Source organism: Lysinibacillus sp. FSL K6-1151 (assembly GCF_038630755.1).
In the GTDB taxonomy this organism is placed as follows: domain Bacteria; phylum Bacillota; class Bacilli; order Bacillales_A; family Planococcaceae; genus Lysinibacillus; species Lysinibacillus fusiformis_D.
The window spans coordinates 2,882,982-2,895,823 of sequence record NZ_CP152040.1 but is presented as its reverse complement, the minus strand read 5'-3'; the positions used below and the strand labels follow the sequence as shown (position 1 = coordinate 2,895,823).

Here is a 12,842-nt window from a genome sequence, read left to right as displayed (position 1 = left end):
AAATGGAAATTGTGATTGTTGCTGTTGTCATGCTGCTTTTATTATTGCTGATAAAAGAAGTTATACAGCCACTCCATGCGCTAATAAGTGTGATGTTTTCGTTCTTGCTTTTTGGCATGTTGTTCTCGACACTTTTAATGCCTTTCGTCAAACAGCTGTTAGAAACACTTGCCTTTTTACCTTATGCGAAAGCTATTTTAATCAGTGCAAGTATGTTCTATGTCGGGCAGTGGATGTCTTTACTGCTGGCAGAACATAATTATAAGGTGCTCGGGAACATCGTTTTTGCTGCAGTAAAAATCGTGATTTTGTTGTATTGGTTCAAAGAATTTTTGGCTGTTTTACAGGAGGTGTCGGCCATTTTAAAAAGGCTAAACTAAGGAGCGAAGCCATTGCAGGAGCAAATACTATCGTTTTTAATCGACCCATTCTTTCTCTTGCTAAAGATGACGCTCATGCTTTGCAGCTACGTCATCATTGTTTTGATTGTGAACATGGTATTACCAGAATTTGAAAAAGGGACAAGGATACTCTTTTTTCTGATTGTTTTAGCAACGATTGGTCCAGTTGTAGTTAAGTCTTTTACATTAATTGATGAAATTGCACAAGGACTAGCCCATCTATTTACAGCATTTTATCCCATTTTAACTTCAAGCTTTCTTCTATCAAGTAGTATTACAGCGATTGCTTCCTGGCAGCCTTTTTTACTGTTTTTTGTACAAGTCCTGACCATTATTAGTAGTAAGTGGCTTATTCCAGGTGTGCTTTTAGCCATTGTCTTTGATGTGTGCAGTGTCATAGTCAAGGAAATTTCTTTTACACGAATCGCTGAGTTGATTCGTTTTACGATTATGAGTATCGTTTCTGCCTCCGTTATTTGCTATATTCTGTTGATGACTGCAGGCGGTGTGGCAGCATTTAGTGTCAATGCTGCTGTAGCGGAACCCGTCAAAAAATTAATTGAGGAAAATATTCCAGTTGTTGGGTCTTTTATTGTAGACAGCTTTTCAATGTTTCAGCATATGACACAATTTACATCTTCACTTACTAGTATTAGTGCCTTTATCGCCGTCATTACAGTGTCCTTTATCCCAACTGTACAGCTCGTTGTCAGTGCTTATTCATTAAAATTGTTGGCGGCTATTTTAGAACCAATCGCCTTTGATGATATTTGTAGACTACTAGAACAAATTAGTAAATCGCTATTTACATTATGTGCTGTATCATTTCTCATTGCTTTTTCATTTATGTTTTCTTGTTTTTTCCTCATTGTATTCGTACAAGTGATGGCAGGGGGGAGATAGATTGATTCTTTTATTGGCATTGCTCTTTGTATGTCAGATATTTGTGTTTCTAACGGATGATAAGGAAATAATTTCACTAACAAAATTGGTCATCACGTTAGTATTTTTGCAATTGCTATTAAAGATTCCATTTATCAATTCATAGGAAGAAACAAGCGTACATACACTTGAAAAAGAGAAGATGAAGGGAGGCAATGTACAAGTGATGTGGAAAAGACACGAAAAAAAACAACGTCATTGATGGTTTTAATTTTGATAGCTGCCTCCATGGGAATATTCATCATTTTACCTATGTATCAGACGAATTCAACAAGCGACAAAGGTTCACCACTCACCAATGAAGAAAAACTTGAACAAACTTTGAAGTCAATGCAAGGTGTTGGGGAGGTTAAAGTCTATTTTTATTATGGAGAGATGACAAATGACCAAGAGGCCAATAAACTATTCAGCCAATATTTTCGAGGGACTGAGCAAAGCGCGAAAAACGTAACAGGAATGCTAGTTGTTTCAGAAGGTGCATCCGATATCTTTGTGAAAAATGAAATTCGTGCAGTCGTCAGTCAAGTGATGCAGTTACCGATTCATCGAATCATAATCGTTCCGATGGAAAATAAGGAGGAAAAGTAAATGCGCGTACGTAGAAGAACAGTTTGGTTTATGACATTATTAAGTTTAGTAGCAGTCATTTCAGTGTATTATTTGGTTGATCCAGCAAAACAGTTCAATGGTCTAACTATTTTTACAGATGATACACTACAACAGACAGCTGTCACAGGCGTTACAGATAAAGAAGCGACAAATGATATCACACAAGAAGTATCTTCACCGAGTCACTTATTTGAAGAAATGCGTATGCAGGTAAGTGATGAGAGAAGTCAGCTACGTGAACAGTTAACGCAAAAAATTGCTGCAGAGGAATCCTCTGCTGAAGAAAAAAATGAGGCATTTAATGAAATGGATGGTCTGATTAAACGTGAATCAGCCGAAGCAATGCTTGAAATGCTCGTTAAATCATTAGGTTATTCAGATGCGTTTGTTCGCGCTGAAGGAGAAAAAGTTTCTGTTACAGTGATGGCTGAAGAATTGTCAAAAGCACAAGCAAACGAAATTATTTACTTGGTAAAAACAGAGATGGAAGGCGCAAATGATGTGCAAGTAAAGTTTAGTGCAAATAATTATTAAAAAATATAGAAAAAAATAAATATTTAGTTAATTCAAAAATAGTTGTTATATATCAGCGTTATGAAAAGGCTTTCGTTTAGTAAAGGAAAGCCTTTTATTTTGTTCATATTTACTTAATTTTCATTTAACTATTTCAAATTGATACGAAAAAATATAGAATAGTTATTGTAGTAGATTTTATTTCATAAGGAGAGTTAGAAATGTTCAAAATTCAAGAAATTCGTGAAATTATTAAATTAGTAGATTCTTCTTCAATTGACGAGTTTGTGTACGAAGTAGATGGTGCAAAAGTAAAACTAAAAAAGAATAATGTTATTGTTACAGAAACTGTAGCACCTAAAAAAGAAGTAGTAGCCCCTGTTGTACAACAATCTGCACCAGCAGAAGCTCCAGCAGTAACACCTGCACCAGCTAAAGTGGAAGAAGCTCCAGCCACAGCTACATCAGCAACTAACGACCCTTCGTTACATAAAATTGTATCTCCGATGGTCGGTACTTTCTATCAAGCACCAAACCCAGATTCACCAGTTTACGTAAAACCAGGTGATAAAGTAGGAAATGAAACAATCGTATGTATCGTAGAAGCAATGAAATTATTCAACGAAATCGAAGCAGAAGTGCAAGGGGAAATCGTTGAAGTTCTTGTGAAAGATGGCGACTTAGTAGAATATGGCCAACCACTATTCCTTGTAAAAGCTGAGTAAGGAGTGCAAAACAAATGAAAAAAGTTTTAATTGCAAACCGCGGCGAAATCGCTGTGCGTATTATTCGTGCTTGTAAAGAGTTAGGCATTCAATCGGTTGCTGTCTACTCTGAAGCAGATGCGGACGCATTACATGTGAAATTAGCAGATGAAGCTTATTGCATCGGACCAAAGCTATCAAAAGATTCTTATCTTAGCTTCCCAGCGCTGCTTAGTGTAGCTGAAAAAACAGGTGCAGATGGTATCCATCCAGGATATGGCTTCGTATCGGAAAATGCTGATTTTGCTGAAGCTTGTGAAAACGCTGGCATTAAATTTATCGGTCCATCCTCTGATTCAATTAAAATTATGGGTATCAAGGACGTTGCACGTACAACAATGGAAGCAGCAGGCGTTCCACTTGTTCCTGGCACTGGTATTGTGCCAGATATCGAAACAGGTAAAGAATGGGCTGCTCAAATTGGTTATCCTGTCATCATCAAAGCAACTGCTGGTGGTGGTGGTAAAGGAATCCGTGTAGCTCGTACAGAAGAAGACCTTGTGAAAGGTATTGATATTACGCAAAAAGAGGCAGCTGCTGCATTTGGCAACCCTGGCGTATATTTAGAGAAATTCATCGAGTATTTCCGTCACTGTGAAATCCAAGTTTTAGCAGATGGCTATGGCAATGTAGTGCATTTAGGCGAACGTGACTGTACAGTTCAACGTCGTATGCAGAAACTAGTCGAGGAAGCTCCATCTCCAGCACTATCTTCTGAGCGTCGTGCTGAAATGGGTGCTGCGGCAGTAAAAGCGGCACAAGCATGTAACTATGAAGGTGCCGGTACAATCGAATTCATTTATGATTATCAAGAAGACAAGTTCTACTTCATGGAAATGAATACTCGTATTCAAGTGGAGCACCCAGTTACAGAAATGATTTCTGGTGTAGATCTTGTACAACAACAATTAAAAATCGCATCTGGTGAGAAGCTTCCATTCACACAAGATGATATTCAATTAAATGGTTGGGCTATTGAATGCCGTATTAACGCAGAAAATGCCTATAAAAACTTCATGCCATCAGCAGGAACGGTAGATACGTATGTAACGCCAGGCGGCTATGGTGTACGTATTGATTCTGCTGTCTATGCAGGCTATACAATCCCACCATATTATGATTCAATGGTAGCAAAACTCATTGTTCATGCGGATACACGTGAAGAAGCGATTGCGAAAATGAACCGCGCGCTAAGTGAATTCGAAGTATCTGGTCCTGGGATCAATACAACCATCCCATTCCACCAAGCGCTAATGAACAATGACGTTTTCAAATCAGCACAATTCAATACGAAGTTCCTTGAAGAGAATGATGTATTGGGTGTAGCAGAAAAAGCAAAGTAAGCGTTCGCAATTTTAAAACCTTCTAACTTTTATTAGTTAGGAGGTTTTTTATATTTCCATTAAATTTTAATAAAACAAATAGCATTAACAACAAGAGAACCTTTTAGCAGCTCCTACTAATTTAGAATGACTGCTATTCAATATATAGAAGGTCGTTCTCAGGTGTTAGCATACCACCCTTAGTTGTATAGTCTCCAACTTTTCTGTAAAGCACGGCTGTCTTTATAGCATGACCTTCTTTAGCAAATACAAGTAGAAAAATATCTTCTCGGACATCTATTCCACTGGTGCTACCTTTAAACTGAATGTCCATTGTTACTTCAATAGCATCTCTCGTTGTATAAGGTCCATAAACTTGTGCTTTTTCCCAATCAAAAGTAGTCAATTGATTTAGTGAAACGATTTTTGAGCCACCATTAGCTTGCTCCATTATATTTTTTGCGAGCAAGGTATCTTCAGTAGCTCTATTTCCTAATAATAAAATAAGCATTGTAAAAATAATGACAGCCGCCCCAATACCCAACAACCATTTTCGTAACATCCTACACCTCTATTCTGAAACTATTTCTATATTATAGAAATGATACTATATAATAGAAGTTGGTGATAGTACAAAACTTTTGGATGAATGGGAGTTAATCAATAGATGCCTGTATACAATAAGCTTGTGAGAGATAAGATTTTAGACATTATTCAAGCGAAGGGTTTATCTTATCATGCGCGAGCCCTAGAATCTAATGAGCTATTGAATGCAATAAAAGCTAAGATGATAGAAGAAGCATCAGAATTTCATGACGCAAAAGATAGACAAGCAAATATGGAGGAGCTAGCGGATATACTTGAGCTTATTCATGCAGCCATAAGAGTGTTAGGTGTAAGCTATGAAGAGCTAGATGCGACTCGTGAGTATAAGAAAATAATACGTGGTGGATTTGAAAATGGGGTTTACCTAATAGATGTCGAGGATCAATAATTCCAATTCAACGATTCTATCGATAAATTAAAACGGCTTTCGACAGCCAAACCTTCCTTTTTATAGTATAATGAACGTAAGTACAGCACTTGTTTGTGATGTGTAAGGGAAAGGATGATATTTGTATGGCAGAGAAAGTAGGACAATCTTTCGTACAACCAACACCTTCTGGAAAAGAAGAGCTTGGAAAAATTGAGGTAGCAGCAGAGGTAATCGAAGTTGTAGCTGGGATTGCTGTCAATGAAGTTGAAGGCATTGCTGCAACTCGTGGAAATATTGCGACGGGTGTCGCTGAACGTTTCGGTAAAAAAGTACACAATAAAGGCATTAAATCAGGTGTAACGGAAACTGGTGAAATTGCTATTGATGTATTTTGCTCTGTGAAATATGGATATGCCATTCCTAAGGTAGCGAAGGAAGTTCAAACCCAAATACGACAAGCTATTTTGAATATGACAGCACTAGAAACAGCAGAAGTGAATGTGCATATTACAGGAATTCATTTCGAAAAAGAAGAAACAGTAGTACATGAATAAAAAGAAGGATTGCCCAACGATGATTTGTTCATCGCAAGGGCAATCCTTTTTTAGGAGGATTCTCTAGGATTCATTTGTATAGATGTGTATCGTTCATTTTTATAATTCGATATGCTTTGGCTTTCTCCAGAATAATGCAAGAATGACGCCAAGCACTAAGACGATTGTGGCAAAATAGTATGGATAGTTCAGGTTCACATCGAACAATATACCACCTAAGATAGGGCCGAAAATATTACCAAGACTTGTAAACATAGAGTTCATTCCACCAACAAATCCTTGTTCATTTCCAGCGATTTTTGATAAATAGGAAGTAACTGCAGGACGAATTAAATCGAAGCCTACGAAAATAAAGAATGTAACAAATAAGATGGCAAAATAATGATTCACTATCGTCATGGCGAATGTTAAAACTGCTGAAAGGATTAGTGAGTAACGAATAACATTAATTTCGCCCATTTTCTTTGTCAGCCAATCAAATAGTATTAATTGAGCCAAGGCACCTACAATACCACTTCCTGTAATGATAATGGCGATATCAGATGGTGTGAACGCAAATTTGTGATCGACGAATAAGCTAAATAGCGATTCGAATGCAGCGAGGCCAAATGACAGAACGAAAATAAGAATGAATGGAATGAAGTAGAGCGGGCTAAAAACTCGCTTGACACTACCAACAATAGATGGTGCCGATTCTTCATTGTCTGTAGCACGTGTCGGTTCTTTTAAAAACATAAATGACAGGATAGCCGCGAACAGACCAAGTACTCCAGCTGCATAAAATGGTACACGTGTACCATATTCAGCTAAAAAACCACCGATGCCAGGACCGATTATAAACCCTGTGCTGATGGCTGCACTCATATAACCAAGTGCTTTTGGACGCTGTGCCAATGTTGTAATATCGGCAATATAGGCAGTTACGGCTGGCATAATGAAAGCTGCACTCACGCCACCTAGCATACGGGAGACAAAGAGTATTTCAACTGAACGACCAAAGCCGAATAAAAACTCTGAAAGTCCAAAAATAAAAAGACCTGCAACAATCATAATTTTGCGGCCAATATTATCGACAAGCTTACCAGCAATTGGTGATGCGATTAATTGTGTGATAGCAAAGGCTGCCACCATATAACCAACGACAGAGCCCGAAATATGAAGCTCATTCATAATCGTTGGTAAAACAGGGATGACTAAACCAATCCCTAAAAAGGCAATGAAAAGATTAGACAGTAAAATGGCTAAAGTTATATTTTGTTTCTTGCTCATAAAGTACTCCTTCTATTTGTTCACGATACATTTGTATTAAATCTACTAGATTATTTCCATGTAATACGATAAACCCTATAGTAACTATAGGGTCAAAAGATTTGTTTTCATTTTTAAAAGTTTTTATTAGTTTGGAAGTTTTCATGAGGAGTTATACGAATCCGTAGCTACTTTTTCGCAGAAATCATTGTTTCTTGTTTTTGCCTAATCTTTAATTCTACAATAAATTTCTTTTCTTTCTCCATCGTTAGAGTTGCTGGCATATATAGCTCATACACTTGTGATTCAAAAATTTCTTGCTGTGCCAACACATAATTTCTCAATTTTTCATAGAACGAAAAATAAGTATTGGGATCATAAATAAAGGCAATGCATACATACTTACCAGCAGGGATGATGGTTTGCTGTACATTGGGTGAAAGCTTCGAAAATGTGCGCTCCGTTAAAAGAGGAGTGAAGACAGCATCATAAATAATATCATTGACATCTTTATAGGGCACAAGAGGATATGTACAACCATATCGACTATTTAAGACACTGCCTTCCTTTTCGATGATTTTAGTTAATGTTGCATAATATGTACTCGTGCTCGATGTTGGTGTTAATTCAGTTGTTGTCACTTGCAGAACGGGCATAGCTTCTTCTATCTGCATATAGACCTCACCAAAAATCGGGATATCAATTTGCTCCTGTAATTGTTTTTTCGTTTTCAGTAACGTATTTTTGGCTTCGTTTAAACGTGAAATCTTTTCGTTTATGCGTAGCTCTTGCTGTGCTAAAAAAGCAAGCAATTCTTCGGAAGTTAATGTCAGTGCTTTTTTTATATCTTCGAGCGTAACGCCGATATATTTAAGCGATTTGATAATGTCTAAATAGAAAAGCTGATTGCCTTTATAATAACGGTAATGGGTGTAGGGATCAGTATAAGCAGGCTTAAATAAATCAATTTGATCATAGTAACGTAGCGTCTGAATCGATAAATTTGAAAGTTTGGCAACCTCACCAATGGTATAATAATGTTCCTTCATAAAATGGCCTCCACTAGTAATAGCTAAAGAAGTTTCGAATGGCATCAAATCGAATTTTATGCTTGCAATCCTCGCAGTAAAATAGGCGAGATTTTCGTTCCTTCATTTGTTTATATTGCTCCTCACCTTCCATCAATTTAAATGGTTTTTTACAGCTCGTGCATACAGCCTCATATTGCATTGTCAACACCTCTGAAGATTCTTTTTATTTTCTTCTTTAGTATACCATTATGGAAATGAAACCTTCATTTTTGAATAACCATATTTGATTAGAGGAGAGCTCGAATTGAATGAAAGGATAAATGAAGCAAAAAGTTCCTTGAAAAAGGTTTCAGATTATTGAAAACTTGCTTGAAATCGTGTTTCTCGGGCGATTTTATGCTATTATAAACCTTAATGCCACTTAAGAAGGAGAGCTTTACATGAAACGACATGAAGCACGCGAAAAAGCGTTGCAAGTTTTGTTTCAGCTAGACAACACGGATCTAACAGTTGAAGAAGCAATGGGCCATATTAAAGGTCAACCTACCAATGCCTTCTATGAAAAGATTGTGAATGGAACAGCTGAACATTTGGAGGAAATCGATGCTACATTAGAACAGCATCTTGAAAAGTGGTCACTTGCCCGTCTACCCAAAATTGAAAGAACGGTATTACGCCTAGCTGTATACGAACTGTTATACATGCCTGAAACACCAAAAAGAGTAGTACTAAACGAAGCAATCGAGTTATGTAAAACATTTGGCGAAGATAGTTCATCTAAATTCGTCAATGGTGTACTTTCTAAATTTACAGAACAAGAATAATGTGTTGAATTGGAAGGAGTAACGAAGGTTTATGTCAAGTGCAATTATTAATGGTAAAGAGATTGGTCAAGAAATTCGTAATGCTGTGGCGGAGCGTGTCATTCGTTTAAAAGAACGAGGGTTAACACCTGGTTTAGCGGTTGTATTAGTTGGAGACAACCAAGCTTCAGCTACATATGTGAGAAATAAACAAAAATCTTGTGAAGCAATTGGTATGTTCTCAGAACTCATTAAATTACCAGAAGAAACAACGCAAGAGGAATTATTAGCACAAATTCAACGTTTAAATCAACGTGAGGATATTCACGGTATTTTAGTACAATTACCACTCCCAAAACATATTGATGAGGATACAGTCATTGCAACGATAGCTGTCGAGAAAGATGTCGACGGTTTCTCACCTGTCAGTGTTGGGAAAATGATGCTTGGCCAAGAAACATTTTTACCTTGTACACCGTTTGGCGTGATGAAGCTTCTTGAGTATTCAGGAATTGAAATCGCTGGAAAACATGCAGTCATCGTAGGACGTAGTCATATCGTTGGTAAACCAATGGGACAACTATTATTGCAAAAGGATGCAACGGTGACCTATACGCATTCTAAAACGCCAGATTTGCCTTCATTTACAAAACAAGCAGATATTTTAATTGCCGCTGTTGGACGTGCGAACTTTATTACGAAAGAGCATGTGAAAGAAGGGGCTGTTGTCATTGATGTAGGGATTAATCGCGATGACAACAATAAATTATGCGGTGACGTAAACTTTGTAGAAGTGGATGGAATTGCGTCTCATATTACGCCTGTACCAGGCGGCGTAGGCCCAATGACCATCACTATGTTACTATTCAACACTGTGCAAGCAGCTGAAAATAAGCTTGCACAATAAATAACCTTACGAAAAAAGGCATCTCAACATTGTTTTGAGATGCCTTTTTTATGTGACGTAAATTCAGAACTTTTATGCTGTTTTTGACGTCTAATGTAACGTTTGGGACATACATACTTAGAAGGAGGTTTTTATGGAAAATATCGATATTGTGTTAATTGTCAAACATATCATCATTGGTCTTGTCCAAGGTTTCACAGAACCCATCCCTGTATCGTCGAGTGGACATGTGATGATCGCCAGTGAAATACTTGGACTTGGGGAGCAAGGATTTACGTTTGCCATTTTAACAAATACAGCTTCGCTACTTGCTATTATGTATATTTATCGTGAGGATATTGTTCGGCTTATTACCCATTTTTTTCTTTATCTGAAGACACGTGAAAAACGGTATCATGCAGATTTTCGCTTTGCTTTGTATATCGTGATTGGTTCGATCCCTGCTGGCGTTTTAGGGGTGTTATTAAGTGATGTCATAGCTGATAACGTCAGTATGACAACGATTGCGCTCATGTTATTTGTCACAGGGGCCGCATTATGGTTAATACGTAATATGCGTGGCAAGAAAAAAGATGCAGATTTACGTGCAAAAGATGCCATTATTGTAGGATTGGGGCAAGCGGTTGCTTTAACGCCAGGTATTAGCCGTTCAGGAGCAACAATTATTTCAGCAATAGCCGTAGGGATGAAGCAGGATACTGCCTTACGTTTCTCCTTTATGCTTTATATTCCTGTAAGTTTGGGTGGGGTTGTCCTAGGGATTACAGATTTTTTAGACGAACCGAATAAAGGTACATTAGCGTTGCCCTATGCAGCTACTTTCCTAGCAACACTCATTATGACTTATTTTGCGATGCGTTGGTTTATGGGCATTATGAAAAGTGGTAAACTTAGCTATTTTACGTACTATTGCTTTATTGTAGGGACCCTTTTATTACTATTCTATTAAAATATAAAGTCTCATAACGACTCATGTTATGGGACTTTGTTTTGTAATGTATTACAATATACGGTTTCTAATAGTGAGAACGTGTAGGAATGTGTTATAGTTATTTTTCGATAGAGGAAACATCGTCGTTTTTTCTAGCGAAACTGCATTTTAGTCACGTCAACGACCGTAAAAAATGTTATGATAGGTGTAGTTTTGTGAAAAACTTGATTTTAGTAAAGGAGCCGAAAACATGTCCTCTGCTTCTTATTTAACTGTAAAAGCGTTAACAAAATATATTAAACGAAAATTTGATGCCGATCCACATTTACGCGAAGTATATGTAAAGGGTGAATTATCGAATGTTAAAATTCATCAATCAGGTCATATTTACTTTACATTAAAGGACGATGGTGCCCGAATTGCGGCTACCATGTTTAAAACAGCGGCCGCGAAGTTAGCATTTGAGCCAAAGGAAGGTATGCAAGTATTTATTCGCGGTGATGTAAACGTTTACGAAGGCTATGGAACCTATCAGCTCTATGTGCAGGAAATGCAACCTGATGGCATTGGAAGCTTATTTGTAGCCTTTAATCAATTAAAAGAGCAATTGCAAAAAGAAGGGCTTTTTAAACCGGAGTGGAAGCAGCCGATTCCAAAGTTTCCTGAAAAAATTGGTGTGTTAACATCGACAACCGGTGCTGCCATTCGAGATATTTGTACGACGTTAAAGAGACGATACCCACTGGCTGAGATTTTAATTTATCCAACACTCGTTCAAGGAGCACAAGCAGCCCCGAATATTGTGCAAAATCTTCAACGTGCTAATCAGGAGGCAAGCTGTGACGTGTTGATAGTCGGACGAGGGGGAGGCTCAATCGAGGATCTTTGGGCATTTAACGAAGAAATAGTCGCACGGGCTATTTTCGACAGTCGAATCCCTATTATTAGCGCAGTTGGTCACGAAACAGATACGACAATTGCTGATTATGTTGCTGATTTACGTGCACCTACACCAACAGCAGCCGCCGAAATGGCTGTACCAGATCAGGCGGAATTATTTCAACGTGTGCTTTCGCAAAAATCACAACTTCATCAGATGGTTAGGTCGCAACTTATGGCTGAACGTCAACGTCTAAATAAACTCCAACAGTCTTATCCATTGTCCATGCCCGAAAGACTTTATCGACCTTTTACGGAAAGATTAGCACAGCTTGAGTCCGGATTGCAGACAGCGATGCAAGTGGATTTGATGAAGAAAGGCGCCCAGCTTCAACAATTACATAGTACGGTGGAGCAACATTCACCAAAAAAAGCACTAGCCTTCCATCAACGGGAGCTTGAAGCACGCATCCAACAATTATCTCGTGCTACGACGTATTATGTGGCGAAGCAGCAACAACAATTCGAGGCAACTGTTAGAACATTAGAAGCTTTAAATCCACTATCCATTCTAACTAGAGGCTTTACAGTAGCATATAAAGATCAGCAAATGATTAAATCATCCACTGAGGTGCAAAAGCAGGATCAGCTTACGCTCACTTTCCATGATGGAAAGGTAGTGGTTGAAGTGACGAATATCTTGCCAAAGAATGAGGGGGAATCGTTGTGACAGAAAAACAACAAACATTTGCAGAAGCCATGACGGCATTAGAAGAAATCGTTCGCCAGCTAGAGCAAGGCGATGTGCCATTGGAAAATGCGATTGATTTATACAAGCAAGGAATGGAGCTATCAAAGTTTTGCCATAGTAAGCTGCAACATGCAGAAGAGCAGCTTGTATCGATTGTCCAAGAAACTGGTGAAACAACAGCATTTGATCCACTAAAGGGAGAGAATTAGGA

At 38.0% G+C, this 12,842-nt stretch carries 16 protein-coding genes; 13 read left to right on the top strand and 3 right to left on the bottom strand.

What is annotated here, in order from left to right; genetic code table 11:
* Positions 1-2 precede the first annotated feature (2 nt).
* The 6 genes from MHI04_RS13935 (at position 3) to accC (ending at position 4,572) form a co-directional block, all read left to right on the top strand.
* Entirely contained in the window at positions 3-380 is a 378-nt protein-coding gene (locus tag MHI04_RS13935) for a hypothetical protein (protein WP_036116820.1), read from the top strand.
* A gap of 12 nt (positions 381-392) precedes the next feature.
* Positions 393-1,304, top strand: a complete 912-nt coding sequence (locus MHI04_RS13930) for a stage III sporulation protein AE (RefSeq protein WP_036116822.1) — start codon at positions 393-395, stop codon at positions 1,302-1,304.
* Between the two features lie 267 nt (positions 1,305-1,571).
* The gene (locus MHI04_RS13925) at positions 1,572-1,931 is read left to right on the top strand and encodes a hypothetical protein (protein ID WP_244504886.1); all 360 of its coding nucleotides are present in this window, start codon (positions 1,572-1,574) and stop codon (positions 1,929-1,931) included.
* Positions 1,932-2,486, top strand: coding sequence for a SpoIIIAH-like family protein (locus MHI04_RS13920; RefSeq protein WP_036116826.1), 555 nt, complete (start codon positions 1,932-1,934; stop codon positions 2,484-2,486).
* Positions 2,487-2,686: 200 nt separating this feature from the next.
* A complete protein-coding gene (gene accB, locus MHI04_RS13915; RefSeq protein WP_141905476.1) occupies positions 2,687-3,190 on the top strand; it encodes an acetyl-CoA carboxylase biotin carboxyl carrier protein in 504 nt (167 codons plus the stop codon).
* A 14-nt stretch (positions 3,191-3,204) separates the two neighbouring features.
* Positions 3,205-4,572 (top strand): acetyl-CoA carboxylase biotin carboxylase subunit, encoded by a 1,368-nt coding sequence (gene accC, locus MHI04_RS13910; protein WP_089934541.1) that lies wholly within the window; start codon positions 3,205-3,207, stop codon positions 4,570-4,572.
* A 133-nt stretch (positions 4,573-4,705) separates the two neighbouring features.
* On the opposite strand, the gene MHI04_RS13905 is transcribed toward accC, so the two are convergent.
* Positions 4,706-5,113: a hypothetical protein gene (locus MHI04_RS13905; protein WP_338651440.1), complete on the bottom strand. Its 408-nt coding sequence runs from the start codon at positions 5,111-5,113 to the stop codon at positions 4,706-4,708.
* 105 nt (positions 5,114-5,218) lie between these two features.
* Between MHI04_RS13905 and MHI04_RS13900 the strand changes: the two genes are divergently transcribed.
* Complete coding sequence (locus MHI04_RS13900) at positions 5,219-5,545, top strand: nucleoside triphosphate pyrophosphohydrolase (protein WP_036122750.1); 327 nt, start codon at positions 5,219-5,221, stop codon at positions 5,543-5,545.
* Positions 5,546-5,670: 125 nt separating this feature from the next.
* On the top strand, positions 5,671-6,081 hold the full coding sequence (locus tag MHI04_RS13895) for an Asp23/Gls24 family envelope stress response protein (protein ID WP_036122753.1): 411 nt from the start codon (positions 5,671-5,673) through the stop codon (positions 6,079-6,081).
* 99 nt (positions 6,082-6,180) lie between these two features.
* Here the strand turns inward: MHI04_RS13895 and MHI04_RS13890 are convergent, their stop codons facing one another.
* Together MHI04_RS13890 and MHI04_RS13885 are read right to left on the bottom strand one after the other, a co-directional pair.
* Complete coding sequence (locus MHI04_RS13890; RefSeq protein WP_058844027.1) at positions 6,181-7,350, bottom strand: MFS transporter; 1,170 nt, start codon at positions 7,348-7,350, stop codon at positions 6,181-6,183.
* Between the two features lie 167 nt (positions 7,351-7,517).
* Positions 7,518-8,378 carry a MerR family transcriptional regulator gene (locus MHI04_RS13885; protein ID WP_340834589.1) on the bottom strand — a complete coding sequence of 287 codons (861 nt, stop codon included), beginning with the start codon at positions 8,376-8,378 and terminating at the stop codon, positions 7,518-7,520.
* Between the two features lie 422 nt (positions 8,379-8,800).
* Here MHI04_RS13885 and nusB point away from each other — a divergent pair, with 422 nt between their 5' ends.
* The 5 genes from nusB (at position 8,801) to xseB (ending at position 12,840) form a co-directional block, all read left to right on the top strand.
* Positions 8,801-9,184, top strand: a complete 384-nt coding sequence (nusB, locus tag MHI04_RS13880) for a transcription antitermination factor NusB (protein WP_036122758.1) — start codon at positions 8,801-8,803, stop codon at positions 9,182-9,184.
* A gap of 31 nt (positions 9,185-9,215) precedes the next feature.
* On the top strand, positions 9,216-10,070 hold the full coding sequence (gene folD / locus MHI04_RS13875) for a bifunctional methylenetetrahydrofolate dehydrogenase/methenyltetrahydrofolate cyclohydrolase FolD (RefSeq protein WP_058844029.1): 855 nt from the start codon (positions 9,216-9,218) through the stop codon (positions 10,068-10,070).
* Positions 10,071-10,203: 133 nt separating this feature from the next.
* On the top strand, positions 10,204-11,019 hold the full coding sequence (locus MHI04_RS13870; RefSeq protein WP_058844030.1) for an undecaprenyl-diphosphate phosphatase: 816 nt from the start codon (positions 10,204-10,206) through the stop codon (positions 11,017-11,019).
* 232 nt (positions 11,020-11,251) lie between these two features.
* On the top strand, positions 11,252-12,610 hold the full coding sequence (xseA, locus tag MHI04_RS13865) for an exodeoxyribonuclease VII large subunit (protein ID WP_342534948.1): 1,359 nt from the start codon (positions 11,252-11,254) through the stop codon (positions 12,608-12,610).
* Entirely contained in the window at positions 12,607-12,840 is a 234-nt protein-coding gene (gene xseB / locus MHI04_RS13860) for an exodeoxyribonuclease VII small subunit (RefSeq protein ID WP_008179899.1), read from the top strand. The genes xseA and xseB overlap by 4 nt, the downstream gene beginning before the upstream one ends.
* Positions 12,841-12,842 lie beyond the last annotated feature (2 nt).

What these genes read in the sequence shown, in the direction of transcription:
- MHI04_RS13900 (WP_036122750.1), top strand. Translation starts at nt 5,219, where the DNA reads ATGCCTGTATACAATAAGCTTGTGAGAGATAAGATTTTAGACATTATT.
- nusB (WP_036122758.1), top strand. Translation starts at nt 8,801, where the DNA reads ATGAAACGACATGAAGCACGCGAAAAAGCGTTGCAAGTTTTGTTTCAG.
- folD (WP_058844029.1), top strand. Translation starts at nt 9,216, where the DNA reads ATGTCAAGTGCAATTATTAATGGTAAAGAGATTGGTCAAGAAATTCGT.
- MHI04_RS13890 (WP_058844027.1), bottom strand. Translation starts at nt 7,350, where the DNA reads ATGAGCAAGAAACAAAATATAACTTTAGCCATTTTACTGTCTAATCTT.
- accB (WP_141905476.1), top strand. Translation starts at nt 2,687, where the DNA reads ATGTTCAAAATTCAAGAAATTCGTGAAATTATTAAATTAGTAGATTCT.
- xseA (WP_342534948.1), top strand. Translation starts at nt 11,252, where the DNA reads ATGTCCTCTGCTTCTTATTTAACTGTAAAAGCGTTAACAAAATATATT.
- MHI04_RS13895 (WP_036122753.1), top strand. Translation starts at nt 5,671, where the DNA reads ATGGCAGAGAAAGTAGGACAATCTTTCGTACAACCAACACCTTCTGGA.
- MHI04_RS13935 (WP_036116820.1), top strand. Translation starts at nt 3, where the DNA reads ATGGAAATTGTGATTGTTGCTGTTGTCATGCTGCTTTTATTATTGCTG.
- accC (WP_089934541.1), top strand. Translation starts at nt 3,205, where the DNA reads ATGAAAAAAGTTTTAATTGCAAACCGCGGCGAAATCGCTGTGCGTATT.
- MHI04_RS13905 (WP_338651440.1), bottom strand. Translation starts at nt 5,113, where the DNA reads ATGTTACGAAAATGGTTGTTGGGTATTGGGGCGGCTGTCATTATTTTT.
- MHI04_RS13885 (WP_340834589.1), bottom strand. Translation starts at nt 8,378, where the DNA reads ATGAAGGAACATTATTATACCATTGGTGAGGTTGCCAAACTTTCAAAT.
- MHI04_RS13925 (WP_244504886.1), top strand. Translation starts at nt 1,572, where the DNA reads ATGGGAATATTCATCATTTTACCTATGTATCAGACGAATTCAACAAGC.
- MHI04_RS13920 (WP_036116826.1), top strand. Translation starts at nt 1,932, where the DNA reads ATGCGCGTACGTAGAAGAACAGTTTGGTTTATGACATTATTAAGTTTA.
- MHI04_RS13870 (WP_058844030.1), top strand. Translation starts at nt 10,204, where the DNA reads ATGGAAAATATCGATATTGTGTTAATTGTCAAACATATCATCATTGGT.